This window comes from Shinella zoogloeoides, from assembly GCF_030733845.1.
In the GTDB taxonomy this organism is placed as follows: domain Bacteria; phylum Pseudomonadota; class Alphaproteobacteria; order Rhizobiales; family Rhizobiaceae; genus Shinella; species Shinella zoogloeoides_C.
Genome location: NZ_CP132311.1, coordinates 3,137,587 through 3,162,500, shown reverse-complemented (window position 1 = coordinate 3,162,500; position 24,914 = coordinate 3,137,587). Strand labels below are relative to the sequence as shown.

The following is a 24,914-nucleotide window of genomic DNA, read 5'->3' as shown; positions in this document are numbered from 1 at the left end:
CCACTCTCCAAGCCTAAGTACTCGTGCATGACCGATAGCGAACAAGTACCGTGAGGGAAAGGTGAAAAGCACCCCGACAAGGGGAGTGAAATAGAACCTGAAACCGGTTGCCTACAAGCAGTCGGAGGCCGCAAGGCTGACGGCGTACCTTTTGTATAATGGGTCAACGACTTAGTGTAACTAGCAAGCTTAAGCCGGTAGGTGTAGGCGCAGCGAAAGCGAGTCTGAACAGGGCGTTCAGTTAGTTGCATTAGACCCGAAACCGAGTGATCTAGCCATGAGCAGGTTGAAGGTTGGGTAACACCAACTGGAGGACCGAACCCGCATCTGTTGCAATAGATTGGGATGACTTGTGGCTAGGGGTGAAAGGCCAATCAAACTCGGAGATAGCTGGTTCTCCGCGAAATCTATTTAGGTAGAGCGTCGACCGAATACCCTCGGGGGTAGAGCACTGGATGGGCTATGGGGACTCACCGTCTTACTGATCCTAACCAAACTCCGAATACCGAGGAGTACTAGTCGGCAGACACACGGCGGGTGCTAACGTCCGTCGTGAAAAGGGCAACAACCCTGACCTCCAGCTAAGGTCCCCAAGTCATGGCTAAGTGGGAAAGGATGTGAGGATCCCAAAACAACCAGGATGTTGGCTTAGAAGCAGCCATCATTTAAAGAAAGCGTAACAGCTCACTGGTCTAAATAAGGGTCTTTGCGCCGAAAATGTAACGGGGCTAAAGCCATGCACCGAAGCTGAGGATTGGACGCAAGTCCAGTGGTAGCGGAGCGTTCCGTAAGCCTGTGAAGGAGGACCCGTGAGGGCCTCTGGAGGTATCGGAAGTGCGAATGTTGACATGAGTAACGATAAAGAGGGTGAGAGACCCTCTCGCCGAAAGACCAAGGGTTCCTGCTTAAAGTTAATCTGAGCAGGGTTAGCCGGCCCCTAAGACGAGGCGGACACGCGTAGTCGATGGGAACCACGTTAATATTCGTGGGCCTGGTGGTAGTGACGGATTGCGTAACTTGTTCAGACTTATTGGATTGTCTGGGCGGGGAAGCGGTTCCAGGAAATAGCTCCACCGTATAGACCGTACCCGAAACCGACACAGGTGGTCAGGTAGAGCATACCAAGGCGCTTGAGAGAACTCTGCTGAAGGAACTCGGCAAATTGCACGCGTAACTTCGGAAGAAGCGTGACCCCATGCTACGCAAGTATTGTGGGGTGGCACAGACCAGGGGGTAGCGACTGTTTATCAAAAACACAGGGCTCTGCGAAGTCGCAAGACGACGTATAGGGTCTGACGCCTGCCCGGTGCTGGAAGGTTAAGAGGAGAGGTGCAAGCTTTGAATCGAAGCCCCAGTAAACGGCGGCCGTAACTATAACGGTCCTAAGGTAGCGAAATTCCTTGTCGGGTAAGTTCCGACCTGCACGAATGGCGTAACGACTTCCCCGCTGTCTCCAGCAGAGACTCAGTGAAATTGAATTCCCCGTGAAGATGCGGGGTTCCTGCGGTTAGACGGAAAGACCCCGTGCACCTTTACTATAGCTTTACACTGGCATTCGTGTCGGCATGTGTAGGATAGGTGGTAGGCTTTGAAGCGCGGACGCCAGTTTGCGTGGAGCCATCCTTGAAATACCACCCTTATCGTCATGGATGTCTAACCGCGGCCCGTCATCCGGGTCCGGGACAGTGTATGGTGGGTAGTTTGACTGGGGCGGTCGCCTCCGAAAGAGTAACGGAGGCGCGCGATGGTGGGCTCAGACCGGTCGGAAATCGGTCGTCGAGTGCAATGGCATAAGCCCGCCTGACTGCGAGACTGACAAGTCGAGCAGAGACGAAAGTCGGTCATAGTGATCCGGTGGTCCCGCGTGGAAGGGCCATCGCTCAACGGATAAAAGGTACGCCGGGGATAACAGGCTGATGACCCCCAAGAGTCCATATCGACGGGGTTGTTTGGCACCTCGATGTCGGCTCATCGCATCCTGGGGCTGGAGCAGGTCCCAAGGGTTTGGCTGTTCGCCAATTAAAGCGGTACGTGAGCTGGGTTCAGAACGTCGTGAGACAGTTCGGTCCCTATCTGCCGTGGGTGTAGGAATATTGACAGGATCTGTCCCTAGTACGAGAGGACCGGGATGGACATATCTCTGGTGGACCTGTTGTCCTGCCAAGGGCATAGCAGGGTAGCTATATATGGAATGGATAACCGCTGAAGGCATCTAAGCGGGAAACCAACCTGAAAACGAGTATTCCCTTGAGAGCCGTGGAAGACGACCACGTTGATAGGCCGGGTGTGGAAGCGCAGCAATGTGTGAAGCTTACCGGTACTAATCGCTCGATTGGCTTGATCGTTCTCATTGAATATGCTCATCTCAGGGCAAACGCGGAGCGTTTGTCCCGACAAGACGAAGGCGAAAGCATTCGTCCGGTTGACGTCCAAAGACGTGTTCACAGACTAAACAAACGAAGGCATCCGGTTATTGCGCACGCAAAACACCGACCCTTCTACCAGCTTCTCAATTGATTGCCCTTAGCCGACCTGGTGGTTATGGCGGGGTGGCCGCACCCGTTCCCATTCCGAACACGGCCGTGAAACGCCCCAGCGCCAATGGTACTTCGTCTCAAGACGCGGGAGAGTAGGTCGCTGCCAGGTCTGCTAAAGGCAATCAACGTTCCTGCAACGCAGGATACATCTTCTCGACACACCTTCGGCCCCGCCGAAACTCAAGGGCCGCTCAAAGCGGTCCTTTCTGTTTTGAAAACCTCGACAAATGTCAGGGCCGAGCACAACAACGGTATTTTGCCAAAGGCAAAAACCGGCGGTATTTTGCCAAAGGGCAAAAACCTGGTAACGCGGGGTGGAGCAGCCCGGTAGCTCGTCAGGCTCATAACCTGAAGGCCGCAGGTTCAAATCCTGCCCCCGCAACCAACGATACTAACAAACCCGTCGCACCAGCGGCGGGTTTTGTCGTTTTGGCAGGTTTTCCAATAGCTTGACGCTCCGTCCATTCGAGGATCGTGGCCAGTTCACCGTGCAGCGTCGCGAGAATCTCGCCGCGTTCCGGGCCCGGCGTCAGCACGATCCTCTCGATCAGGGCGCGCAGATCCTGCGATGCCGCCTGCCGCTCTTCCTTCCGGTTCAGGGCCTTCGCCAGCGCCGCGACCTTCTTCGCATAGATCGCCGACGCGCTCGGCAGAATGTCGGGCGTGTCCGCAGGCGCGTCCGCGAGGAGGGCGGTCAGCTCGTCCTTGCGCGCTTCCAGCCCGGTCATCTTGTCCTTCATCGACGGGTGATACATGCCGTCGGCGATGGCCTCGACGATCTGGGCAATCTGCTTCTCGGCCTTTGCAAGCTCCGCCTTCCAGGCGTCGTCATTCGAACGGCGTTCCCGGTTCAGCCGATTGGTCTCCTCAGCATAAGCGCGCATGGCTTCCTCGACGATCTCCGGGGCCATCAATCGGTCCTTCAGGCCGGCGAGCACGCGGGCTTCCAGTTCGTCCTGGCGGATGGTCCGGCAGTTGTCGCAGGTGCCCTTGCTGATGTGGTTCGAGCAGGCATAGCGCTGCGGGCCGCAAAGGGAGTAGGGGCCATCGCAGCAGCCGCAGAAGATCAAGCCAGACAGGAGCGTGCGCGGCCGACGTGCGCCGTTGAGCTTGTTCTTCCTGTGGTGCTTGCGCACGCCCTCGGCGACGTTGAGGAACTTCTCGGCAATCTCTCCTGCCGTTCGCGCACGGATTGCCAGAGTTCGTCGTCGACGATGCGCAGGTCAGGGACGTCCTTGACGATCCATTCCGATTCCGGGTTCGGGCGGGAGACGCGCTTTCCGGTCGACGGATCTTTGATGTAGCGCAGCCGGTTCCAGATCAGGCGGCCGATATAAAGCTCATTGTTCACGAGGCCGGTGCCACGCTTCACATGGCCGCGGATCGTCGTGTCGCCCCACGGTTTGCCGCCGGGGCCGGGCACGCCTTCCTCGTTCAGCGTGCGGGCGATCGTGCGCGGCGCGATCCCGGCCGCGAAATCGCGGAACACGCGGCGCACCACGATTGCTTCGGCCTCATTGATCTCGCGATCGCCACGGATTGGATCGCCGCGCGCATCGAGTTGCTTGATCACGTTGTAGCCATAGCAGAGACCACCACCTGATTTGCCGTTCTCGACGCGGCCACGGATGCCGCGATGCGTCTTGGCGGCAAGGTCTTTGAGGAATAGGGCGTTCATCGTGCCCTTGAGGCCGACATGCAGTTCGCTGATCTCACCCTCGGCCAGGGTGATGATCGGCACGCCGGCGAACTTCAGGTGCTTGAAGAACGTGGCCACGTCGGCCTGGTCGCGGCTGATGCGATCCAGCGCCTCGGCGAGCACGATATCGAACTGGCCGGCCTGCGCATCCTGCAGCAGCGCCGGGCCGCAGGATCATGCTCGCGCCGGAGATCCCTGCGTCCTTGTAGGTGCCGACCACCTTCCACTTCTCGCGCTTCGCCTGCTCGCGGCAGATGCGGTACTGGTCGTCGATCGACGCCTCGCGCTGATTGTCGGACGAATAACGGGCATACAAGGCAACGCGGGTCATCGGCGGTCTCTCCTAAGCTACCTTGTCCATCCGGCTCGGCCGGATCAGCACCTCCGCCGAGATGCCGAGGCGGCTGTGCAATTGCCGGATCATGTCGATCGACAGGCTGCGCTTGCGGTTCAGGACGTCTGCAACCCGGTTGCGCGGGCCGATCATAGGTTCCAGATCCTTGCGGGTCAGTCCCTGCTGTTCCATGCGGAAGCGGATCGCCTCCACCGGATCGGGCGGGTCCATCGGATAGTGCTTCGCCTCGTAGGCGTCGATCAGCGTCGCCAGCACGTCGAGACGGTCGCCTTTCGGCGTGCCGCTCTTGGCGCCCCACAGCCGTTCGACCTCTGCCAGGGCTTCATCGTAATCCGCTTCCGTGCGGATCGGCTTCAGGTCAGTTGCCATGCTCGATCTCCTTCACGTCGATCCTGTCGTAAGCCTTGTGCGTGCCGAGCCACTTGATCCAGACGATGCCCTTCTCGAAGTCCACCGACACGACGAGGCGGTAGTCACTGCCTTTGATGTTGAAGACGATCCGCTCGGCGCTGACGATGCTCGCCGTCGCGTAAAGCCGCTTTACATCGGCGGTGCTCGCCCATTCCGCCTTGTTGACTTCATCGAACCAGGCATCGAGCGCGGCCTTCACGGCCGGCTGCTCTTTCTGCCCCGCGAGGCTTTCGACAAATTCGCGCAAAGTGCGGCGGGCAATAATCCTCATCTGTCACCTATAGCATGGGACCAAAACGGTCTCAAGAGAAAACTGCTTCGGCCCGGCGCAGGAAACCCGCACCGGGTGAAACTTGCATGCATGTCGCTTGCCGGCGACGCCGGCTGTTCACCATCAGGGCGAGGGGAGGAGCTTCGTGTAGTGCTGTTTCTGCGCCTTGCGTTCCTGCGCGATCTTGCGCTCGAACTGCTCGCGGGCGATCTGGCGGCCGATCAATCGGGCAAGGGACCGGATCGCTGCATCGATGCGCACAGGATCGTTCCGGCCCGTTTCCGGTCCGGTGGAGGGCGATATTACCTCGATGCTGATCCTGTCCCGTTTAAGCGCCATCGTCTCCAACAATCCCATGCCCGGAAGGGGCAAGGGATATGGAAGCGTGGAATGCCATGGTCGGAAAGGGCTCGCGGCTCTCCGTGCGGTGAATAGGATACCCTGGCGTAGAAAAGGGATGGGTATTCGGAGGCGGGGAGGGCATTGGTCGAGGACAAGAGGCTCCATTCATCTTGATCGAGTTCAAATCCCGCACGGCGCCCCACGCCACGCCGAGTGATGATGAGAACTATGTTTACTCCATCGCCCTCTAAAGCCCTCTCTTTGCGGCATAGCGAAGGTTCGCGTCCCAGGGGCCGATCCCTCCGACCGTCTTACTTGTTGTTCCTGTCGATGAGCAGCTGAACATTGAAGCTGGAATACCTCCCGTTCGCCGAACACCGCCGATTGCGCAAATTGATCGTCCGTCGCCTTAATTGTTCGGAAGATGAGCGTCGACTCTGCATTCGGGGTCGCGGTAGAGAAAGGCACGATTTCAAAGGTTGTTTGCTGCAGCTGATTCTGCTCCTACGCGTATTTCCAGAGTGGCCCATTTTCCGGCGCCTCGTTCCTCCAGGATATGTTCGGCAATATCAGCGCCTGTGCGGATGAGCTGCCCGCTGCCCTCCATCGTGACCTCGCCGAATATGGCCGTATCCTCGCTGATGGCGCCACGCCGATTGAGCCGGCCAAGCTGATCGTATCGATGCTGGAACGCTTCGTTGCTACGGATCGCGGCTTCACGAAAGCCAGGAGGCAAGAGAGGCCGAACATCCCGTAAATTAATAAAAACCTTGCCCTTTCGCTCTCATTTTGCCCTCCTGTCCGTTTCTGCGTTCGAATCGCATTGATGAATCAAAGAGGTTGGCAAGGAGCGGCGTGACGTGTCGAGTATCCGAAAAACTGTTCTATCCTCCCATACCCCCGGAATGGGGAAAGCAGGTGGAAAGGTCTCCCGCTCGATACTGGCGCCGTCTTTCCTTGGCGGCGCGTTGATCTGGCTGACTGCCTCCTGCTCGGGTTTCGCGGAGGAGCCGGTCGCGCCGGGATGGAAAAAACAGGCATTCGATTTCGGAGCGGCCGACCTTCGCGGCGATATCGCGCTGCCGAACGACGGCACCCTCCAGTCTGACCATTTCCAGCCACGCCAGGCGGGCACTGCCGGGCGATCCACGGTCGTCGGAAAGATCGCATCGTCAGCGACCGTCCCTGCGGATGTCACCGTCATGGCCTTCGATCTGGAATATCCTGCAACACCGTTGCGGGTCTGCGCTTACGAGGCCCAGACGGCGGGGCTGGATATCGTGTCCCAGTCCGTCACGGATGATCAGTCCAGCGCATCCTTGCGCAGCGTCAAGGCAAAGAACGGCAAGTTCGAACAGGTGGCCTTCACCCGCTGCCTGACACGCGGGACGAAGCTGCTCGCATTCCATTTCGCCACAAAGCCCGCAGGTACGGGCGAGGATGCCGCGGTAAGCGCGGGCGAAAAGATCGAGACCTTCGCCGCAACCATGTTCAAGGGCCTGACCTTTGCCGATGGGAAGCCGGTCAGTCATTGGGAGGGGATGACGGATATCCCGCTGAAGGTGGGCAAGCGGAGCACGGCCCTGAAGTCTTCGCCGGCCTGGACGGTCGCCATCAATGATTTCAACGGCGCGGTCCCGGCGGAGCTGCATCTGGTTCGCAAGCGCGACGGCAAGGATGCCGGCCTCATCTGGCTAGGGGCCTTCGAAGTGTTGATTGCCACTGAGAACTGACCCGGCATTTCCACCGAGAATTGACCCGTTTATTAGATGTCGTTCGGGTCGATGGTTGCGGTCAAGCTCTTCCTTTTCTCCTTCGTCATTTTGGGCTCATGAGCCGAACTATTCTTGAAGCGGAAGCTGTCGTTTCCGGTTTCGAGGATGTGGCAATGGTGGGTCAAGCGGTCGAGCAGCGCGGTGGTCATCTTGGCATCGCCGAAGACGCTGGCCCATTCGCTGAAGCTCAGGTTGGTCGTGATGATGACGCTCGTGTGCTCGTAGAGCTTGCTTAACAGATGGAAGAGCAGCGCCCCGCCTGAAGCGCTGAACGGCAGGTAACCGAGTTCGTCGAGGATGACGAGATCGGAGTGTGCCAGGCGGTTGGCGATCTGGCCGGAACGCCCTTGTGCCTTTTCTTGCTCGAGCGCGTTGACCAGCTCCACGGTCGAGAAGAACCGAACCCGCTTGTGATGATGCTCGATAGCCTGGACACCGATCGCTGTGGCGATATGCGTCTTGCCCGTGCCGGGACCGCCGACGAGGACGATGTTGTTGGCGTCGCCGAGGAAGTCGCAGCGATGAAGCTGACGCACCAGCGCCTCGTTGACCTCGCTGCTGGCGAAGTCGAAGCCGTTCAGGTCACGATAGGCTGGAAAGCGTGCCGTCTTGAGCTGGTAGGCGGTCGATCGAACTTCGCGTTCCGCCGTCTCGGCCTTGAGAAGCTGCGACAGGATCGGGATGGCGGCCTCAAACGCTGGCGATCCCTGTTCGGTGAGTTCGCCGACGGCCTGGGCCATGCCGTGCATCTTCAGTTGCCGCAACATGATGACGACAGCGCCACTTGCTGGATTATGACGCATGGCGAGCCTCCGTCTTTCTGAGCGCATCGTAGCGTTCGACATTGGCCTTCGGCTCGTTGGTGAGCGTCAGGGCCTGAGGCGCGTCGATGGTCGGTGGTGTGAAGGATTTGCCGTCGACGAGGCGATGCAGCAGGTTCAGCACGTGCGTCTTCGTGGGGACGCCGGACTTCAGCGCCATGTCGACCGCCGATAGCACGGCCTGTTCGTCGTGCTGGAGAACAAGGGCCAGGATATCGACCATCTCGCGGTCACCACCCGGCTTCTTCAGGAGGTACTGCTGCAAGGCTCGGAACGCATCGGGCAGTTCGGCAAAGGGTGCACCATTGCGAAGAGCGCCCGGCTTGCGTTGCACCACCGCCAGATAATGCCGCCAGTCGTAGATGGTCTGTCCCGGTCGGTCATGAGAGCGATCGATGACCCGGCGATGCTCGCAGACGATCTGGCCCTCCGCGGCGACAACGACACGATCCGGATAGACCCGCAGGCTCACCGGCCGATTGGCGAAGGAGGCAGGAACGCTGTAGCGATTGCGCTCCAGATGAACGAGGCAGGTCGGCGTGACGCGCTTGGTATACTCGACGAAGCCATCGAACGGCCGGGAGACAGGCATCAATGCCAAAGCCTCCTCAGCCCAGATGTCGGCGATGGTGCCGCGCATCTGTCCGTGCGGGGTATTCGCCCACAATTCCTTGCAGCGCTGCTCCAGCCAGACGTTCAACGCTTCCAGCGACGGAAAGCGCGGCGTGGGCTGCCAGAGACGATGACGGGCATCCTGAACGTTCTTCTCGACCTGTCCTTTCTCCCAACCGGACGCCGGATTGCAGAACTCGGGTTCGAACACATAGTGACTGGCCATCGCCATGAAGCGCACGTTGACGTCGCGATCCTTCCCGCGACCAACCTTGTCGATCGCCGTGCGCATATTGTCGTAGATGCCACGGCCAGGAATGCCGCCAAAGACGCGGAAGGCATGGTTGTGGGCATCGAACAGCATCTCGTGCGTCTGGAGGAGATAGGCTCTCACGATGAAGGCGCGGCTGTAGCTCAGCTTCGTATGCGCGACCTGCAGCTTGGTGCGCTCATTGCCGATGATGGCCCAGTCCTCCGACCAATCGAATTGGAACGCTTCGCCCGGTTCGAAGGCCAGAGGCACGAACGTGCCGCGTCCTGTGGTCTGAAGTTCCCTCTGCCTGTCCGCCTTCCACTCTCGGGCAAAGGCTGCAACCCGATTATAAGAGCCCTCATAACCGAGGCCGACCAGATCGGCATGCAGTTGCTTGATCGTCCGCTTCTGCTTGCGGCCCTTCTTCGATTCCGTCTTCATCCATGCCGACAGCCGATCTGCAAACGGATCGAGCTTGCTCGGTCGCTCCGGCACCTTAAACTTCGGCTCCCCGCCATCAAGGCGCAGGTATTTGCGGACCGTGTTCCGCGAAAGGCCAGTCCGGCGACATATCTCTCGGATCGATAGATGCTCTCGAAGATGCCAGCGCCGGATCACGCTCAGTAACGCCATGTCGATCACTCCACAGCCCCCGCTGAAAACTCGCGAGGGACGGTTGAAACATGGGTCAATTCTCAATGGAAATATCGGGCTATGCCGGGTCAGTTCTCAGTGGCAATCAACAGCCACGCAGGACCGTGGCGATCATGGCGATGCTCCTGCTTGGAATCGGCCAGAGTACGGCGGCATCGTCCACGACGCTTACGATCGAGGTCAGCGACGCGCTTCTGAAGCATGGCGGCGTCGTGACCGTCTATCCGATACCGGTTTCTCCGGAGGAATGGTCCGCAAATGCCGGCGTCGCAGCGCCCCGTGTCCGCGTCGGTTCCCGATATGCGGAGGTGCAACTGAGCTGGAAGCCTTATGTCGAGTCCTTGGGGTAGGTTCTGCCCCTTCTGCTCACCATCCTTCACACGGCACGTATAGTCGTCCGTGAAATCCTCGCGCGTAGCGTTGCCGTGCTCATGATAACGCTTCAATCGATGCGAGAAACGACGCCACAGGCTGTGGATCGTCAGGTCCGCCGACTTCCCGTCAAGGGAGGGCGTGACGACTTCCTTCTGGACCCAGTTCAATGTTTGTACTCGGGCATTGCCGACATCTCCGGGAATGAGAGGTATTCGGCAGTCGATCAAGAGGATTCCGATGCCATGGCCGTAGGATTCGGCGCAGGACCTTGTAGACGGGCATTTCCTGTCCTTCGTGTCATGTGAACTGTGTGAGCTTCTGTCGCTCGGCGCGGCGTTGCAGCCATTGAATGGTGGCGAGGAACAACGTTGAGAAGATGATCAGCAGGGTGGCGACGGCGGCGATCGTCGGGCTCAGCGTTTCGCGCACGCCGCTCCACATCTGGCGGGGCAGGGTCCGTTCTTCGGAGCCGGCGATGAAAAGGGCGACGACAACCTCGTCGAAGGAGGTGACGAAGGCGAAGAGGGCGCCCGATGCGACGCCCGGCGCGATCAGGGGCAGCATGATCCGCAAAACGGCTTCCACTGGCCGGGCGCCGAGGCTTGCCGCAGCGCGCATCAGGTTCTGGTCGAAGCCGCTCAGGGCCGCCGTGACGGTGACGACGACGAAGGGTGCACCCAGCACGGTATGCGCGAGTACGAGGCCTGTCAGCGAGTTGAGCAGGCCGACGGCGGCGAAGGCATAGTAGATGCCGACGGCGGCGACGACGATGGGCACGATCATCGGCGAGATGAGGATGGCCGTGAGGGTGGCGCGTGCCGGGCAATCGCTGCGCGACAGGCCGATGGCGGCAAGCGTGCCGAGAAGGGTCGAGAGGATGGTCGAGAAGACAGCGACGATGATGCTGTTGCGAAGTGCCAGTTGCCAGGCAGCGGAGGCGAAGAATTCTTCGTACCAGCGCAGCGACAGGCCGGGCATCGGATAAGTGAAGAACGGCTCGGCATTGAAGGAGAGCGGCACGATGGCGAGGATCGGCGCGATCAGGAAGAGCGCGGTGCCGCCGCCGACGATCCACAAGCCGATGGAGACGAGGCGATTGAAGGACAGTGCGGTGTTCATCAGCCAATCCTCAGACGGTCGATGCCGATCAGGCGGTTGTAGATCGCATAGAGAATAAGGACGGCGACGAGCAGGATGGCGCTGAGTGCTGCGGCCATGCCCCAGTTTGTCACCTGGTTCGCGTAATAGGCGATGAAATAGCTCACCATCTGGTCGCGCGGGCCGCCGACCAGCGCGGGCGTGATGTAGTAGCCGAGCGCTAGAATGAAGACGAGCAGCCCGCCGGCGCTGACACCCGGCATGCTCATCGGTAGATAGACGCGCCAGAAGGTCGAGAACGGCGGTGCTCCGAGAGAGGATGCGGCGCGCAGGTAGACTGGCGGAATGCCCTTCATCACCGAATAGATCGGCAGCACCATGAAGGGCAGCAGGATATGCGTCATGGCGATAAGCACGCCGATGCGGTTGTAGATCAGGTCGAGTGGCTGGGCGGGGTCGACGAGGCCAAGCCAGATCAGTCCGGAATTGACGACGCCACGGCTTTGCAGCAGCACGACCCAGGCGCTGGTGCGAACCAGAAGCGAGGTCCAGAACGGCAGCAGCACGAGAATGAGCAGCATGTTGGCGACCCAACCTTTCGAGCGCGCCATCAGGGCGGCGAGCGGATAGCCGGTCAGCACGCAAAGGATCGTGACGGAAATGCTGACGACGAAGGTGCGGATGAGCACGTCGAGATGCACGGCATTCTCCGGCGTGACCCCGGCGAGCCCGCCCATCGCGCTGCGCTGCATGTCGAGCGCGGCGAGAAGGTAGAAGTCGGTCATGCGCGGCATGGCCTGCTTGATCGCCAGCCAGCGCTCGGACGCAGCCCAACGGCCGTCGACATCGAGAAAGGCTTGCTGGAACGGCGCCTCGGCCTTTCGGATGCTGCGCGCCGTCTTCAGCAGCGAGGAGCGGATGCCGCTTTCGTAATTGTTGAGCCGCTTGGCGGCCTCTGCGACGTCTTCGCGGGAGGAAGACTTGAGGTCCGCGGCGAGTGCGGCGAACAGCGGCTCATCGGGCACAGTCTTCCCGTTCCATGCGGCAAGCGCCGCAGCCGTGGTGGGCAGGGCGCGCGACACGTCGCTGTTGTCGACGCTGCGTGTCAGCAGGATCCCGATCGGCAGCACGAAGACCGAGAGCAGGAACAGCATGAGGGGAGCGACCAGCAGCAGGGCCTTCACCTGGCTCCTGCGCTTCAAGAACCGCAGGCGCCGCGTCAGTGCCGCCGTATCGATTGCGTTCTTGACGACTTCGTCGCTCAGCACCATTGCCATGTCAGCCTCCCTCCTCAGCCAGTTCAAAAAGTGCGGGCAGGCCAGGAGAACGAACCTGCCCGCAAGGGGAGAGTCACTGGGCGAGCCACTTGTTGAAGCGCTCGGTCAGTTCCTCGTCATGGTCGGCCCAGAATTCGGCGGAAACCACGAAGGCGGATTTGGTGTTCTCCGGCGCGGTCGGCAGGTCCGCGAGGATATCGGCCGGAACCTTCTCGATCGCGGCCTTCAGCGTCGGGCCGTAGGAGATGTATTGCGATTGCCGCGCCATCACGTCGGGGTTCAGCGTATAGGCGATGAACTTGTCGGCGGCCTCCTTGTGCGGCGCGCCCTTCGGCTGGGCCCAGAGGTTGAAGTCCATGCCCTGGCCGTCCCAGACGATCTTGAAGTTCTTGCCGCTGTTCTTCACGGCGTCATAGATGCGGCCGTTCCAGGCGGTCGTCATCACCACCTCGCCGTCGGCAAGAAGCTGCGGCGGCTGAGCGCCGGCAGTCCACCAGACCTTTACGTCCTTCTTGATCGTGTCGAGCTTCTTGAAGGCCCGGTCGACGCCTTCCGGCGTGCCGAGCACGTCATAGACTTCCGACGGTTTGACGCCGTCGGCAATCAGCGCGAACTCCAGCGTGGTCTTCGGCGCCTTGCGCAAGGCGCGCGGGCCGGGGAACTTCTGGGTGTCGAAAAGATCGGCCATGGTCGTCGGGCCGCCGTTCGGGAATTTGGCCGCGTCATATGCATAGATCGTGCCGAAGACGATGGTGGCAGCCGCGCAGTCCATCGCCGCGCCGTCGATGAAGGCTTCCTTGCCGCCCACTTTGGAATAGTCGATTTCGTCGAGCCATCCCTCGTCACAGCCCTGCAGCGCATGGCCTGGCTCGACGTCGACGACATCCCAGGTCACCTGGCCGGTTTCCACCATGCCCTTCAGCTTGGCGGTCGAGCCGTCCCACTCGTCCTGCAGGATCTTGGCGCCGGTTTCCTTGCTGTAGGGCCCGAAGTAGGTCTGTTCCTGGCTCTTCGTATAGGCGCCGCCCCAGGAGGTGACGGTGATCGTGTCCTCCGCCAGCGCCGGCGTTGCAAGCGCCAGGCCGAAGGCGGAAGTCCAGAGAAGTTTCGTGATCGCTCCCATTGCAGTCTCCTTATTTGGTTGGAGGTTGTTGCTGTCGTCGTCAGGACTGGGCGAGTGCGCGGCAATCCCGCTCCGACCAGCCGATCTCTATCTCGGCGCCGGGCTTGGGCGTTGCGGCCGCCCCTGCCGGCACTTTGATACGGACCTCGTCGCTTCCGCAGGTCTTGGCGCGCAGGCGAAGGTGGTCGCCGTGGTAAATGAGCTCCTGAACCTGCGCCTTGAAGCGGTTCTGCCCCGTGGCCTCCGCCGCCAGCGAAATGCGCTCGGGCCGCAGCACCAATGTCGTCCGCGCGCCGACCTTCAGGCCCGCGCCGGCAAGTGCGGCGATGACGGAGCCGTCGGCGGTGCGGATGCGACAGCTCTTGCCGGAAAGCTCGATCACCTCGCCGGCAATGGCATTGTTCTCGCCGATGAAGGTTGCAACAAAGGGATTGTCCGGGGCCTCGTAGAGATCGTGCGGCGTGGCGATCTGCTGCAGCGTGCCGTCGTTGAAGACGCCGACGCGGTCCGACATGGTCAGCGCCTCGCTCTGATCGTGCGTGACATAGACGACATTGATGCCGAGACGGTCGTGCAGGTGCTTGATCTCGAGCTGCATATGCTCGCGCAACTGCTTGTCGAGCGCACCGAGCGGCTCGTCCATCAGCACGAGCTGCGGCTCGAAGACGAGGGCGCGAGCAAGTGCGATGCGTTGTTGCTGGCCGCCGGACATCTGCGCCGGCCGGCGGTTTTCGAAGCTTGCCATGCGCACCATGTCGAGCGCGTGGCGCACGCGTTCCGTCACGTCAGCCTTGGGAAGGCGGCGCATTTTCAACGGAAAGGCGAGATTTTCTCCGACCGTCATGTGAGGGAACAGCGCGTAGTTCTGGAACACGACGCCGATATTGCGCCGGTGGGGCGGCACACGCTCGATGCGGCTGCCGGCCAGTGTGATCGTGCCGTGGGTGGGGATTTCGAAGCCGGCAAGCATCATCAGCGTCGTCGTCTTGCCCGAGCCGGAGGGGCCGAGCAGCGTCAGGAATTCGCCCTTGGCGACGTCGAGGTCGAGACCCCGCACGACATAGCTCTTGCCATCATAGGATTTGCGCACGCCTTCGAAGGCGATGAACCGCTCTGTCATTTGCAGCTTCCTCCACACCGGCGGGTTCCCATCCCTTTGTCTCGGTGTAGGAAGATATTGTCTCGGTCCAATTATGATTGTCAAGCACACAAATTATTTTGTTTCGCTCCCTTGTTGCCGTCGCCTTTCGAAAAAAAAAGTGATATCAGCGAAAAAATTCACGAGATTTGTTGGTTTCGCCTGTTTTGGCGGCGAGCAAGTCAGCCCGATGCGGATTTTTGTATGGCTTCCGATAGAGAAAAAATCCAGACAAAGGCAGCACAAAGGCTGCCTGCCTATCTACAGCTCGCTGCCGAACTGGAGGCGAGAATCCGTGCGGGGGATCTCGCCCCCGGCAGCCAGCTTCCGCCGCAACGCGATCTCGCCAAGGAGCGGTCGGTCAATGTCTCGACCGTCACCCGCGCCTATCGCGAACTGCAGAATCTCAACCTCGTCGTCGGCAGCACGCGGCGGGGCACCATCGTACGCGCGGAGGCGGCCATGCCGCGTGTCGACCGCGCGACGAAGGCGCCCGGCATCATCGACCTTACCGTCAACCGACCCGCCGTGGACGACTTCCAGCAGCGCCTTGCCGAAGCCCTGCCGCATCTTGCGGAAGATCCGCGTTTCGGACAGATGCAGGAGTATCAGCCGCCGGAAGGCCCCATCTGGGCGCGCGAGGCGGCGCGGCAATGGATTTCGCTGAACGGTTTTACGCCAGCGGTCGAGGACATCGTGGTCACAAGCGGCGCGCAGCACGCGTTGCTCGCCGTCGTCAGCAGCATCGTCGAGCCCGGCGACGTCGTCGTCTCCGACCGGCTAACCTATTACGGCCTCAAGGCCCTCGCCGCCATGTTCCGTTTCCGCATCGTCGGCGTCGGCATGGACGAGGAGGGGCTCTCGGCCAGCGAACTGGAGGCCGTATGCGCACATGAAACGGTGCGTGCTGTCTTCACCACACCCTCCATGCACAATCCGAGCGTCGTGACGATGAGTGAACGACGCCGCCGCGAGCTGGTGGAGGTCTGCGAGAAGCACGACGTCGTGATCATCGAGGACGATGTCTACGGCCCGATGCTCGCAGACCGGGCGCCGGCTCTGATCACGTTGGCGCCGCACCGTACCTACCACATTTCCGCGCTATCCAAGGCGCTCGCACCGGGGCTTCGCGTCGGTTATCTGACCTGTCCGCCCGGCCTCGCGCTGGTGACGGCGGAAGCGATCCGCACCACGTCCTGGATGCCCGCGCCGGTGCCGCTGCTCATTGCCACCCGCTGGCTGGAAGACGGTACGGCGAAGGCCATCCTGAAAGCGCAACTGGCGGAATTGCGCGCTCGCAACGCACTCGCCGCCGCACTTCTTTCCGGCCACAGTTTCGGTTCGGACTCACGCTGCATGTTCGTATGGCTACGTCTGCCGGCTCCCTGGCGCTCGGAGGATTTCACCGCGACGCTGAACGCGCATGGCGTTGCCGTCATGCCGGCCAGCGCCTTCGCCTGCGATCGCCAGCCGGTGGAACACGCCGTGCGCATCAACATTGCCTGCGCCGCCTCGCGGGATGAACTGGCCGCAGCGCTTCGTATCATCGTGTCCACATTGGCCGACCGTCCGCGGGCTCTGATCGGCCATGCCTGAGACGTTGTATCGTGAATTCGCAGTGCCGGCGCAGGCTTCATCGGCCTCGCCGCCTCGAGCCTTTGCCTCGCTGTAGGAGCTTCGTCTCGTCATCCCGTAAGGCTGTGGCGAATTTCGGCTGCCTCGCAAAGGTCGTATCCCAAACCTCGGGCAGCCTCGGCGGCCGTTGCGACAAGTGCGGCATTCGACGGGGCGGTGTTGCCATCCGGCAAATGCAGATTGTTCTCGAAGCCGACGCGGACATGCCCCCCCAGCAGCGCTGCGGCGGTCACGCAGGCGGCCTCGTACCGGCCGAAGGCGCAGACGCTCCAGTTTGCGAAATGTGGCTGGTCCGGGCCCAGGAAAGGCAGGAGATCGGCGGGCTGTGAGGTCTGGGAGACGGTGTAGCGGCCGAGCACGTAGAGTACGGGAATGTCGGGCCAGGGTACCAGCCCGCGCCGGATCATGCCCGAAAGCCGTAGGGCTTCCGTGGGGTCGTAGAGGATGATCTGCGGCAGGACGTTTTCCCGTTTCATCCAGGCGAGCGCTTCGGCAAAGGCCGGCTCGGCGGCCTTATCTGGAACGAGTTCGCGCAGGGCGAGCGAGGCGGCTTGCGGCCGCACGCCCTTCAGCACCGCGATCTGCTCGGCCGGCGTGTAAATTCCGAGCGCTTCCGTCGTGATCTGGATCACCAGCCGGTCGCCGACTTCCTCGCGGATGGCGTCGGTCGCCTGCCGGTAGGCATCGGCATCGAGCAGGTGACGGCCGTCGGGGCGGCGGACGTGGACATGGATCATTGCGGCGCCGGCCTCCAGGCATTCGGCGGCGGTGCGGGCGAGTTCGGCCGGCGTCAGCGGAATGGCGGGATGATCCGCCTTCATACGGCGCCCGCCATTCGGCGCCACTGCAATCGCCACCCGATGCGGTCTATAGGGGTCTGTCATTTGCCGATCCCGAATATGATTCATATGGATCATATTTTTACATTACTGAAACACTTGTTGCAATCCTTGAAGGAAGGGTGTAATCCCATGCCCATGCAAACCGGCCCTCTCGCAGATCCGATCGTCCAGGCCTTCGACATGATGTCGGAGCAGCTTCAGGCAGCGGCGCGTTACGTGCTGAACCAGCCCCGTGACGTGGCGCTTCTTTCCATGCGCGAGCAGGCCCGGCAGGCCGGCGTCCAGCCCGCCACCATGACGCGGCTTGCAAAACATCTCGGCCTTGCCGGCTACGAGGACGTCCGCCAGCTCTATGCCGATGCCATGCGCAACGACGTGACGGGGTTTGCCGGCCGCGTCGGGGCGCAGGCGAAAAGCCAGAAGCTCAAGGGCGACCATGCCCTGGCGGCAGATATGCTTGGCGGCATCGCCGCACAGGTCGGCCAGCTCTCGCAGCCGGCGGCGCTCGATACGCTTGTCGAGGCGGCGGGGCGGCTGAGCGCGGCGCGGCGCATCTATTGCCTCGGCCTGCGATCCAGCCATTCGCCGGCCTGGCACCTGCATTACATCCTCTCGCTTGCCGGCAAGCATTCGATCATGCTGGATGCCGTCGGCGGCATCGGCGCGGACGCGCTCGGCAGCGCGACAGCCGACGATGTTCTGGTCGCCGCCAGCGTGCTGCCCTATACGCGCCAGACGATCGAGATCGCCGACTATGCCGGCGAGGCGGGCGTGCCGCTGATTGCCATTACCGACAGCCCCGTCGCCCCGCTCGCCCAGCTTGCCGCCTGCACGGTCGTCGTGCCGACCGAAAGCCCGTCCTTCCTTCACACCATGTCGCCCGCCTTCGTCGTCGCCGAGGTGCTGGGCGCGCTGGTCGCGGGGCAGGCCGGGGATGCCGCCGGTGCGGCCCTCGCCGGCGTCGATCGCCAATCCGCCGCTCTCAACATTCATCTCAAGACAAGGATGAAGCGTCCGTGACCCATATTCTGCACCGCGCCATTCATTCCCGCATGCCGGTCGCCGTCGGCGGCAAGGGCATCGAGCTCTTCGATGCGGAGGGCAAGGCCTATATCGATGCCTCGGGCGGCGCGGCGGTCTCCTGTCTCGGTCACGCTCATCCCGCCGTCCTCGCCGCGCTGCACGAACAACTCGACCGGCTTGCTTATGCCCATACCGGCTTCTTCACGTCGCAAGCCGCAGAAGAGCTTGCCGACCTGCTGATCGAGGATGCACCGGCCGGCCTCGGCCATGTCTATCTCGTCAGCGGCGGCTCGGAAGCAGTCGAGGCGGCGCTGAAGATGGCGCGGCAGTATTTCGTCGAGAAGGGCGAGCCGCAGCGCCGCCATATCATCGCGCGCCGGCAGAGCTACCACGGCAACACGCTCGGGGCGCTTGCGGCGGGCGGCAACGAATGGCGGCGCGAGCAGTTCAAGCCGCTGCTGATCGAAACCCACCACATCGACCCCTGTTATGCCTATCGGCTGCAGCAGCCGGGGGAAAGCGACGAGGCCTACGCCGCGCGCGCCGCCGGGCAACTGGAAGAGAAAATACTCGAACTCGGCGCGGACGAGGTCATCGCCTTCGTCGCCGAGCCGGTGGTGGGCGCCACCGCCGGCGCTGTGCCGCCGGTGGCCGATTACCTCAAGCGCATCCGCGCCATCTGCGACCGCTACGGCGTGTTGCTGATCCTCGACGAGGTGATGTGCGGCATGGGCCGTACCGGGACGCTGCACGCCTGCGAGCAGGACGGGGTTGCGCCCGACCTGATGACCATCGCCAAGGGCCTGGGCGGCGGCTACCAGCCGGTCGGCGCGGTCCTGCTCTCGGAAAAGATCTTCGACGCCTTTTCGCGTGGTTCCGGCTTCTTCCAGCACGGCCATACCTATATGGGCCACCCGATGGCGGCGGCTGCGGGTCTTGCCGTGCAGCAGGTCATCCGGCGCGAAAACCTGCTCGCCAATGTCGTCGCCATGGGCGCGGAGCTGGAGCGACAGCTGACCGAGCGCCTCGGCAACCACCACCATGTCGGCGATATCCGCGGGCGCGGCCTGTTCCGGGGCGTCGAGCTCGTCGCGGACCGCGCCGGCAAGCGGCCGTTCGATTCGAAACTCAAGCTCAACGCGCTCATCAAGAAAGAGGCGATGGCGCGCGGGCTGATGGTCTACCCGATGGGTGGCACCATCGACGGCCGTCTCGGCGACCATGTGCTCATCGCCCCGCCCTTCATCGTCGACCGTGCCGATATCGGCCACATCGTCGAGCGGCTGGGCGATGCCATCGACGCCGCCACGAGCGCTCTTCCACACGCATAACCAAGCAAAAGGGGAACTACCATGAAACTGCGTACTATTCTCTTTGCCGCCTTTGCAACGGCCGTCGCCCTTGCTCCGGCAGCCCGCGCCGAAGATCTCGTGGTCGCCACGGACACGGCCTTCGTGCCCTTCGAATTCAAGGAAGGCGACAAATATGTCGGCTTCGACATCGACATGTGGGACGCCATCGCCAAGGAAATCGGCGTCACCTACACGCTGCAGCCCATGGATTTCAACGGCATCATCCCCGCACTCCAGACCAAGCAGGTCGACGTGGCGCTTGCCGGCATCACGATCAAGGACGAGCGCAAGAAGGCCATCGACTTTTCCGACGGCTACTATGACAGCGGCTTCCTGCTGATGGTGCCGGCGGACAGCACGGTCAAGAGCGCGGATGATCTCAAGGGCAAGGTGCTCGCCACCAAGACCGGCACATCTGCGACCGACTATGCCAAGGAGCACTTCAAGGAAACGGAACTGCGCCAGTTCCCCAATATCGACAATGCCTATCTGGAGCTGCAGACCGGCCGCGTCGATGCCGCCATGCACGATACGCCGAACGTGCTCTACTACGTAAAGACCGCCGGCGGCGGCAAGGTGAAGGCCGTCGGCGAGCAGATGATGGCTCATCAATACGGCATCGGCTTCCCGAAGGGCAGCGAACTGGTCGCCAAGGTCAATGCCGCGCTCGCCAACATGAAGAAGGACGGTCGCTACACCGAAATCTACAAGAAGTGGTTTGGCACCGAGCCCAAGCTCTGATGCCTTTAGCCTGAGCGCGCCAGCCGGCCGGCGGGCGCGCTCCCCTCTCACCGGGGAACCGATCCATGGAATTCGACTGGTCCGTCATCGGCGAGGCCATGCCCGCTCTGTTGAGCGGCGCACGCCTCACCGTCCTCATCACCATCGCCGGCCTCGTGGGCGGCCTCATCGTCGGCTTCGTCGCGGGGCTGATGCGCGCCTACGGCAATGCGATGCTGAACGCCATCGCCTTCGCCTATGTCGAGCTCATTCGCGGAACGCCGATCGTCGTGCAGGTGATGTTCATCTATTTCGCACTGCCGGTGCTCGCCGACATCAGGGTCAACCCGATGACCGCGGCCGTGACGGCGATCGTCGTCAATGCCGGGGCCTATATCGCCGAGATCGTGCGCGGCTCCTTCCTCTCGGTCCACAAGGGCTTGAAGGAGGCGGGGCTGGCGCTCGGCCTGCCGATGTGGAAGGTGCTCGTCTACATCATCGGCCCGGTCGCCTTCCGGCGCATGATCCCGCCGCTCGGCAACCAGTTCATCGTCAGCCTCAAGGATACCTCGCTGTTCATCGTCATCGGTGTCGGCGAGCTTACCCGCCAGGGACAGGAGATCATGGCCGCCAACTTCCGCGCCGTCGAGATCTGGAGCGCGGTGGCGATCCTCTACCTGCTGATGACCGGAACCCTGACGCTGATCCTGCGCGTCACCGAAAAGAGGATGCGGATCCTATGAGCATCGTGGAGTTTCGAAACGTCACGAAAACCTTCGGCGCCGTCGTGGTGCTGCGCGAAGTCGACCTCAACATCGACAAGGGCGAAGTGGTGGTGCTGATCGGCCCCTCCGGTTCCGGCAAGTCGACGTTGCTTCGTTGCATCAACGCGCTGGAGGAGATCAATGGCGGCGATCTCGTCGTCGACAATATCAGCGTGAAGGCCGGCCGCTCGCAGGTGCGCCATATCCGCCAGGAGGCGGGCATGGTCTTCCAGCAGTTCAATCTCTTTCCGCAGATGACGGCTCTCGAGAACGTCGCCTTCGGTCCCCGCCGCGTGCGCGGCGTCAGCCGGGCCGAAGCACTGGAACAGGCGCGGGCGCTGCTGGCCAAGGTAGGGCTTGCCGAGCGCGGCCACCATTATCCGTCCGAACTGTCGGGCGGGCAGCAGCAGCGCGTGGCGATCGCGCGGGCGCTTGCCGTCAAGCCGAAGCTGATGCTGTTCGACGAGCCCACCTCGGCACTCGATCCGGAATTGCGCCACGAGGTGCTGCGCGTGATGCAGGCCCTGGCGGAAGAGGGCATGACGATGATCGTGGTGACCCATGAAATGGCCTTTGCCCGACAGGTCGGCACGCGGCTGATCTTCATGGAAGACGGCAAGATTTCCGTCGACGGCAATCCGGCCACCCTGCTCGCCAATCCGGAAAATCCACGCCTGCGGGAGTTTTTGCAGCATGTCCACTGATGCCGGGCTGAGCTTCATCGAGATCGCCGGTACGCCGCACGAAGTCGGTGTGGGTCTTGGCCGCTTCGGCCGCGAGATCGTCCATCGCCATCTCGTCAAGGGCCATGCCTGGGCCTCCGTCATGGCATTTCGGGACGATCCGCGCATCGCCGCGATGCAGGGTCTGGTCGAGGCGCGTTTCCCCGCCTATTGGGCGGAACTGCAAGGCCTTGCCGTCGGTCTCGATCTGGCCTTCGACGAGGTCTTCCTGTGGAACTGCCGGGGCGATGTCTGGGCCTTTGCGCCGGACGGCTGCACGACGGTGCAGGTTCCCGGCCGGGAACCGCTCCTTGCCCACAACGAGGATGGCGATCCTGGTTTCCGCGGCCATTGCGCACTCGCCCATGTCCGCGCCGAGGGCGGCGTCGCCTTCACCAGCTTCGTCTATCCCGCCTCGATCCCCGGTCACACGTTCGCGGTGACGGAGGCCGGCCTCGTCCAGACCGTCAACAATATCCGCTCGCGCAGGATCGGTGTTGGCTTGCCGCGCATGGTTCTCGGCCGCGCCCTCCTCGACTGCCGTACGCTCGACGAGGCTGTTCGCTTCCTCGAGACGTCCGAGCGCGCCGGGGCGTTCCACATGACGCTCGCCCAGAAGGGCGACCCACGCCTCGTCAGTATCGAATATACTCATACGACCTGTAGCCTGACCGTCATCGATCGCCCGCGATGCCATGCCAATCATCTGGTTCACGACGGCACGCGACAGGAGGAGCAGGTGATCACCGGTTCCTCGCAGTCCCGCCAAGAGCGCGGCGACGCCATCCTTGCCCGTGCAACAAGCCCGCACCCGAATCCCCTCGAAATTCTCTGGGACAGTAGCATCGCGCCTCTTCCTATCTACCGCGCGCAGCCAGACGATCCGGACCACGAAAACACGCTTGCCACAGCGATCTTCCGCATCGGCGCCGAGGCGATCCATTGGCAGGTTTATGATCAAGCCGACGCATTGCCGCGCTTCACGATGGATGGCGGGTTGACGCCTAGTTAGCTGTCGTCCTGAAAAACCGGGGGCATGCTCCGTTGGGTCGGAGGGCGCTGCGTCGTCCTGCGCCTGCATCAAAGTCGCGCGGTGCGACCACTCTGCCGTCAGCATGAAGGTCGAAATCGAAAGCAACCGAGAGACATCGAGGTGCTGGACCGAATTTCTTGCGGCCCATTCATTTCGGCTTCGGCAATTTCAGTCCATGAGCGATACTGGAGATGGACGCACTGATGGCGATCGGCAACATCAGGAGGGAAACAGATGCCGGAGGTCGAGCTGAAGCTTGAGATCGCACCGGAGGACGCCGAAGTCCTCATCGCATCGGATTTGCTCGGCGCATCCGGAGAGAGCCGTGAGCAGCGCTCGACCTATTTCGATACGGATGACCGCAGGCTGTTCAAGGGCGGTTTTTCTCTCAGGATACGTCACCTGGGCAAGACAAGGCTCCAGACCGTCAAGGCTGCGGCCTCGACGGCGTCGCTGTTTTCCCGGGGGGAATGGGAGAGGCAGGTGACATCCGATGTACCGATCATCGAGCATGGCACGCCTTTGCAGGCCGTATTTGGCGATATCGGCCAGGCGCTGACACCGATTTTCGAGGTCGACGTGGCGCGTCGCGTCTGGAATGTCGTCGAGGGCAAATCAAATATCGAAGTGTCGCTCGACCTGGGAGATATCCTCGCCGACGAGCGCCGCCAGCGCATTTGCGAAATCGAGCTGGAACTCAAGGACGGCGATCCCATCGACCTGTTCCGCCTTGCGCGGAGGATCGTAGCGATCATTCCGGCGAAAATCGGTGTGCGGTCGAAAGCGGAGCGCGGCTATCGCCTGCTGGAAGCGGCATCCAGCGCGGCCAAGGCGGAGCCGACGGACCTCGCACCTGATATGACCGCTGAGGCAGCGTTCCGCCGGATCGCGCAATCCTGCTTCCGCCAGTTCCGCCTCAATGAATCCGTTCTGCTTCGTCGCAGGAGCGAGGACGCTCTTCACCAGGCCCGCGTTGCGCTCCGGCGTCTTCGATCGGCCCTATACCTGTTCAAGGCGCATCTTGGGGAGGACGCCGGCCGATTTTCGAGCGAGTTCCGCTGGCTTGCCGGCCTTTTGGGAGATGTCAGGAACCTCGATGTGCTTCTGGCCAAGGTGACCGAGGACGAGGTCCGGGAAAAGCTTCTCGATGCGCGCGAAAAGGCCTGCACGGTTGCCGTCGAGGCGCTTTCCTCGTCGCGCGCCAGTGCTCTGGCGATGGATTTCTACGAATGGATCCATTGCGGTCCGTATCGTGACGAACCGGCATTGCAGCTGCCCGCGAAGGAATTTGCCCGGAAGGCTTTGGACAAGTGCCGGCGCAAGCTCAAGAAACATGGGCGCGAGCTTGCTACTGTCGGTGACGAAGATCGGCACAGGGTCCGCAAGGATGCGAAGAAGCTGCGCTACGCTTCGGAGTTTTTTCAAGCGCTCTTTGCGAGCAAAAGAGATGGCCGCCGGTACAAACACTTCAGCGACGCCATGGAAACGGTGCAGGATCATCTCGGCGCCTTGAATGATCTTGCCTCCAGCCTGGCTGTTCTGCGCAAGCACGGTCTGGAAAGCGTAATTGCGAAAGCCGCCGGCGACCAGGCAGGCAAGAGGGGGCTGATCCGGGATGCGCAAGCGGCGCTGGATCAATTGATCGAAACCAAGAGGTTCTGGCGATAGGCGGCACGGCCCCGGCCTCGTTCAGGAGCGCAAAAAGGGCGGGCTGGTTCGCCCGCCGCCGTCCTCCCGGGTCCGAGGGTCCGTGTGAACCGACGGCGGATGAAGCGCAGATCAAGTATCGGGTTCCTTACCTGCAACTTGTCACGATGCATTCCCTTCAGGGAACGGTAATCGGCTTGATGTCCGGGCAACGGCGGACGAAGGCGCGTCAGCGCGGGCATGATGAGGCGGTGGGCGGAAAAGCCGACGCTGAGCGTGCCGCGCTCCATGCGCGCTTCGGTGCCGGGTGTTTGGTGGCCTTTGCCGATCAGGGCTAAATATCGGTCCGGTCCTTTCAGAACCGTGGCGAGCGGCACGCCGAGCTGCCGGCTCGCGAACATCTGGCACGCTGACTGCGTGCCAGAAGGAGGTGAT

25 protein-coding genes, 1 tRNA gene and 2 rRNA genes (1 of these 28 running past the window's edge) are annotated in these 24,914 nt (G+C 61.9%); 14 read left to right on the top strand and 14 right to left on the bottom strand.

Annotation, left to right across the window (positions count from 1 at the left end):
* The 3 genes from Q9316_RS16515 to Q9316_RS16505 all read left to right on the top strand — a co-directional run.
* Window positions 1-2,345 (top strand): 23S ribosomal RNA (locus Q9316_RS16515); it begins 451 nt to the left of the window's first position.
* Between the two features lie 186 nt (window positions 2,346-2,531).
* Window positions 2,532-2,646, top strand: a 5S ribosomal RNA gene (rrf, locus tag Q9316_RS16510).
* A 199-nt stretch (window positions 2,647-2,845) separates the two neighbouring features.
* Window positions 2,846-2,922, top strand: a tRNA-Met gene (locus Q9316_RS16505).
* On the opposite strand, the gene Q9316_RS16500 is transcribed toward Q9316_RS16505, so the two are convergent.
* The 6 genes from Q9316_RS16500 to Q9316_RS16475 form a co-directional block, all read right to left on the bottom strand.
* Window positions 2,879-3,673, bottom strand: coding sequence for a recombinase zinc beta ribbon domain-containing protein (locus Q9316_RS16500; RefSeq protein ID WP_306035338.1), 795 nt, complete (start codon window positions 3,671-3,673; stop codon window positions 2,879-2,881). The genes Q9316_RS16505 and Q9316_RS16500 overlap by 44 nt on opposite strands.
* Window positions 3,604-4,359 (bottom strand): recombinase family protein, encoded by a 756-nt coding sequence (locus Q9316_RS16495; RefSeq protein ID WP_371877928.1) that lies wholly within the window; start codon window positions 4,357-4,359, stop codon window positions 3,604-3,606. The genes Q9316_RS16500 and Q9316_RS16495 overlap by 70 nt, the downstream gene beginning before the upstream one ends.
* Window positions 4,250-4,567 carry a recombinase family protein gene (locus Q9316_RS16490; protein ID WP_371877927.1) on the bottom strand — a complete coding sequence of 106 codons (318 nt, stop codon included), beginning with the start codon at window positions 4,565-4,567 and terminating at the stop codon, window positions 4,250-4,252. The genes Q9316_RS16495 and Q9316_RS16490 overlap by 110 nt, the downstream gene beginning before the upstream one ends.
* Window positions 4,568-4,579: 12 nt before the next feature.
* Window positions 4,580-4,960, bottom strand: coding sequence for a helix-turn-helix domain-containing protein (locus tag Q9316_RS16485; protein ID WP_306032658.1), 381 nt, complete (start codon window positions 4,958-4,960; stop codon window positions 4,580-4,582).
* On the bottom strand, window positions 4,950-5,273 hold the full coding sequence (locus Q9316_RS16480) for a type II toxin-antitoxin system HigB family toxin (protein ID WP_306032657.1): 324 nt from the start codon (window positions 5,271-5,273) through the stop codon (window positions 4,950-4,952). The genes Q9316_RS16485 and Q9316_RS16480 overlap by 11 nt, the downstream gene beginning before the upstream one ends.
* Before the next feature lie 123 nt (window positions 5,274-5,396).
* The gene (locus tag Q9316_RS16475; RefSeq protein WP_306032656.1) at window positions 5,397-5,612 is read right to left on the bottom strand and encodes a hypothetical protein; all 216 of its coding nucleotides are present in this window, start codon (window positions 5,610-5,612) and stop codon (window positions 5,397-5,399) included.
* A gap of 559 nt (window positions 5,613-6,171) precedes the next feature.
* On the opposite strand from Q9316_RS16475, the gene Q9316_RS16470 reads away from it, so the two are divergent.
* Both Q9316_RS16470 and Q9316_RS16465 read left to right on the top strand, forming a co-directional pair.
* Window positions 6,172-6,372, top strand: a complete 201-nt coding sequence (locus tag Q9316_RS16470) for a DUF2274 domain-containing protein (protein WP_306032655.1) — start codon at window positions 6,172-6,174, stop codon at window positions 6,370-6,372.
* 103 nt (window positions 6,373-6,475) lie between these two features.
* Window positions 6,476-7,348 (top strand): hypothetical protein, encoded by an 873-nt coding sequence (locus tag Q9316_RS16465; protein WP_306032654.1) that lies wholly within the window; start codon window positions 6,476-6,478, stop codon window positions 7,346-7,348.
* A 32-nt stretch (window positions 7,349-7,380) separates the two neighbouring features.
* Here Q9316_RS16465 and istB read toward each other — a convergent pair whose 3' ends face one another.
* Complete coding sequence (istB, locus tag Q9316_RS16460) at window positions 7,381-8,193, bottom strand: IS21-like element helper ATPase IstB (protein WP_306031938.1); 813 nt, start codon at window positions 8,191-8,193, stop codon at window positions 7,381-7,383.
* Window positions 8,183-9,709 (bottom strand): IS21 family transposase, encoded by a 1,527-nt coding sequence (istA, locus tag Q9316_RS16455; RefSeq protein WP_306035252.1) that lies wholly within the window; start codon window positions 9,707-9,709, stop codon window positions 8,183-8,185. Before istA ends, istB begins: the two co-directional genes overlap by 11 nt.
* 134 nt (window positions 9,710-9,843) lie before the next feature.
* Between istA and Q9316_RS16450 the strand changes: the two genes are divergently transcribed.
* The gene (locus Q9316_RS16450) at window positions 9,844-10,080 is read left to right on the top strand and encodes a hypothetical protein (RefSeq protein ID WP_306032653.1); all 237 of its coding nucleotides are present in this window, start codon (window positions 9,844-9,846) and stop codon (window positions 10,078-10,080) included.
* A 322-nt stretch (window positions 10,081-10,402) separates the two neighbouring features.
* Here Q9316_RS16450 and Q9316_RS16445 read toward each other — a convergent pair whose 3' ends face one another.
* The 4 genes from Q9316_RS16445 to Q9316_RS16430 form a co-directional block, all read right to left on the bottom strand.
* Window positions 10,403-11,224, bottom strand: a complete 822-nt coding sequence (locus Q9316_RS16445; protein WP_306032652.1) for an ABC transporter permease — start codon at window positions 11,222-11,224, stop codon at window positions 10,403-10,405.
* Window positions 11,224-12,480, bottom strand: a complete 1,257-nt coding sequence (locus Q9316_RS16440) for an ABC transporter permease (protein WP_306032651.1) — start codon at window positions 12,478-12,480, stop codon at window positions 11,224-11,226. The genes Q9316_RS16445 and Q9316_RS16440 overlap by 1 nt, the downstream gene beginning before the upstream one ends.
* A 73-nt stretch (window positions 12,481-12,553) precedes the next feature.
* The gene (locus tag Q9316_RS16435) at window positions 12,554-13,603 is read right to left on the bottom strand and encodes an ABC transporter substrate-binding protein (RefSeq protein WP_306032650.1); all 1,050 of its coding nucleotides are present in this window, start codon (window positions 13,601-13,603) and stop codon (window positions 12,554-12,556) included.
* A gap of 40 nt (window positions 13,604-13,643) precedes the next feature.
* Entirely contained in the window at window positions 13,644-14,723 is a 1,080-nt protein-coding gene (locus Q9316_RS16430) for an ABC transporter ATP-binding protein (RefSeq protein WP_306032649.1), read from the bottom strand.
* Between the two features lie 222 nt (window positions 14,724-14,945).
* Here Q9316_RS16430 and Q9316_RS16425 point away from each other — a divergent pair, with 222 nt between their 5' ends.
* Window positions 14,946-16,337 carry an aminotransferase-like domain-containing protein gene (locus Q9316_RS16425; protein ID WP_306032648.1) on the top strand — a complete coding sequence of 464 codons (1,392 nt, stop codon included), beginning with the start codon at window positions 14,946-14,948 and terminating at the stop codon, window positions 16,335-16,337.
* An 89-nt stretch (window positions 16,338-16,426) separates the two neighbouring features.
* Here Q9316_RS16425 and Q9316_RS16420 read toward each other — a convergent pair whose 3' ends face one another.
* On the bottom strand, window positions 16,427-17,260 hold the full coding sequence (locus Q9316_RS16420) for a 3-keto-5-aminohexanoate cleavage protein (protein WP_306032647.1): 834 nt from the start codon (window positions 17,258-17,260) through the stop codon (window positions 16,427-16,429).
* 93 nt (window positions 17,261-17,353) lie between these two features.
* On the opposite strand from Q9316_RS16420, the gene Q9316_RS16415 reads away from it, so the two are divergent.
* The 7 genes from Q9316_RS16415 to Q9316_RS16385 all read left to right on the top strand — a co-directional run bounded on the left by Q9316_RS16415 (window position 17,354) and on the right by Q9316_RS16385 (window position 24,500).
* Entirely contained in the window at window positions 17,354-18,238 is an 885-nt protein-coding gene (locus Q9316_RS16415) for a MurR/RpiR family transcriptional regulator (RefSeq protein ID WP_306035336.1), read from the top strand.
* Entirely contained in the window at window positions 18,235-19,572 is a 1,338-nt protein-coding gene (locus Q9316_RS16410) for an aspartate aminotransferase family protein (RefSeq protein WP_306032646.1), read from the top strand. Before Q9316_RS16415 ends, Q9316_RS16410 begins: the two co-directional genes overlap by 4 nt.
* 21 nt (window positions 19,573-19,593) lie before the next feature.
* The gene (gene glnH / locus Q9316_RS16405; protein WP_306032645.1) at window positions 19,594-20,334 is read left to right on the top strand and encodes a glutamine ABC transporter substrate-binding protein GlnH; all 741 of its coding nucleotides are present in this window, start codon (window positions 19,594-19,596) and stop codon (window positions 20,332-20,334) included.
* A 65-nt stretch (window positions 20,335-20,399) separates the two neighbouring features.
* Window positions 20,400-21,056, top strand: coding sequence for a glutamine ABC transporter permease GlnP (gene glnP / locus Q9316_RS16400; protein WP_306032644.1), 657 nt, complete (start codon window positions 20,400-20,402; stop codon window positions 21,054-21,056).
* Window positions 21,053-21,781: a glutamine ABC transporter ATP-binding protein GlnQ gene (glnQ, locus tag Q9316_RS16395; RefSeq protein WP_306032643.1), complete on the top strand. Its 729-nt coding sequence runs from the start codon at window positions 21,053-21,055 to the stop codon at window positions 21,779-21,781. The genes glnP and glnQ overlap by 4 nt, the downstream gene beginning before the upstream one ends.
* Entirely contained in the window at window positions 21,771-22,811 is a 1,041-nt protein-coding gene (locus Q9316_RS16390; protein WP_306032642.1) for a C45 family autoproteolytic acyltransferase/hydolase, read from the top strand. The genes glnQ and Q9316_RS16390 overlap by 11 nt, the downstream gene beginning before the upstream one ends.
* A gap of 255 nt (window positions 22,812-23,066) precedes the next feature.
* Window positions 23,067-24,500: a CYTH and CHAD domain-containing protein gene (locus tag Q9316_RS16385; RefSeq protein ID WP_306032641.1), complete on the top strand. Its 1,434-nt coding sequence runs from the start codon at window positions 23,067-23,069 to the stop codon at window positions 24,498-24,500.
* Here Q9316_RS16385 and Q9316_RS16380 read toward each other — a convergent pair.
* Window positions 24,467-24,880 carry a hypothetical protein gene (locus Q9316_RS16380; RefSeq protein WP_306032640.1) on the bottom strand — a complete coding sequence of 138 codons (414 nt, stop codon included), beginning with the start codon at window positions 24,878-24,880 and terminating at the stop codon, window positions 24,467-24,469. The genes Q9316_RS16385 and Q9316_RS16380 overlap by 34 nt on opposite strands.
* Window positions 24,881-24,914: the final 34 nt, after the last annotated feature.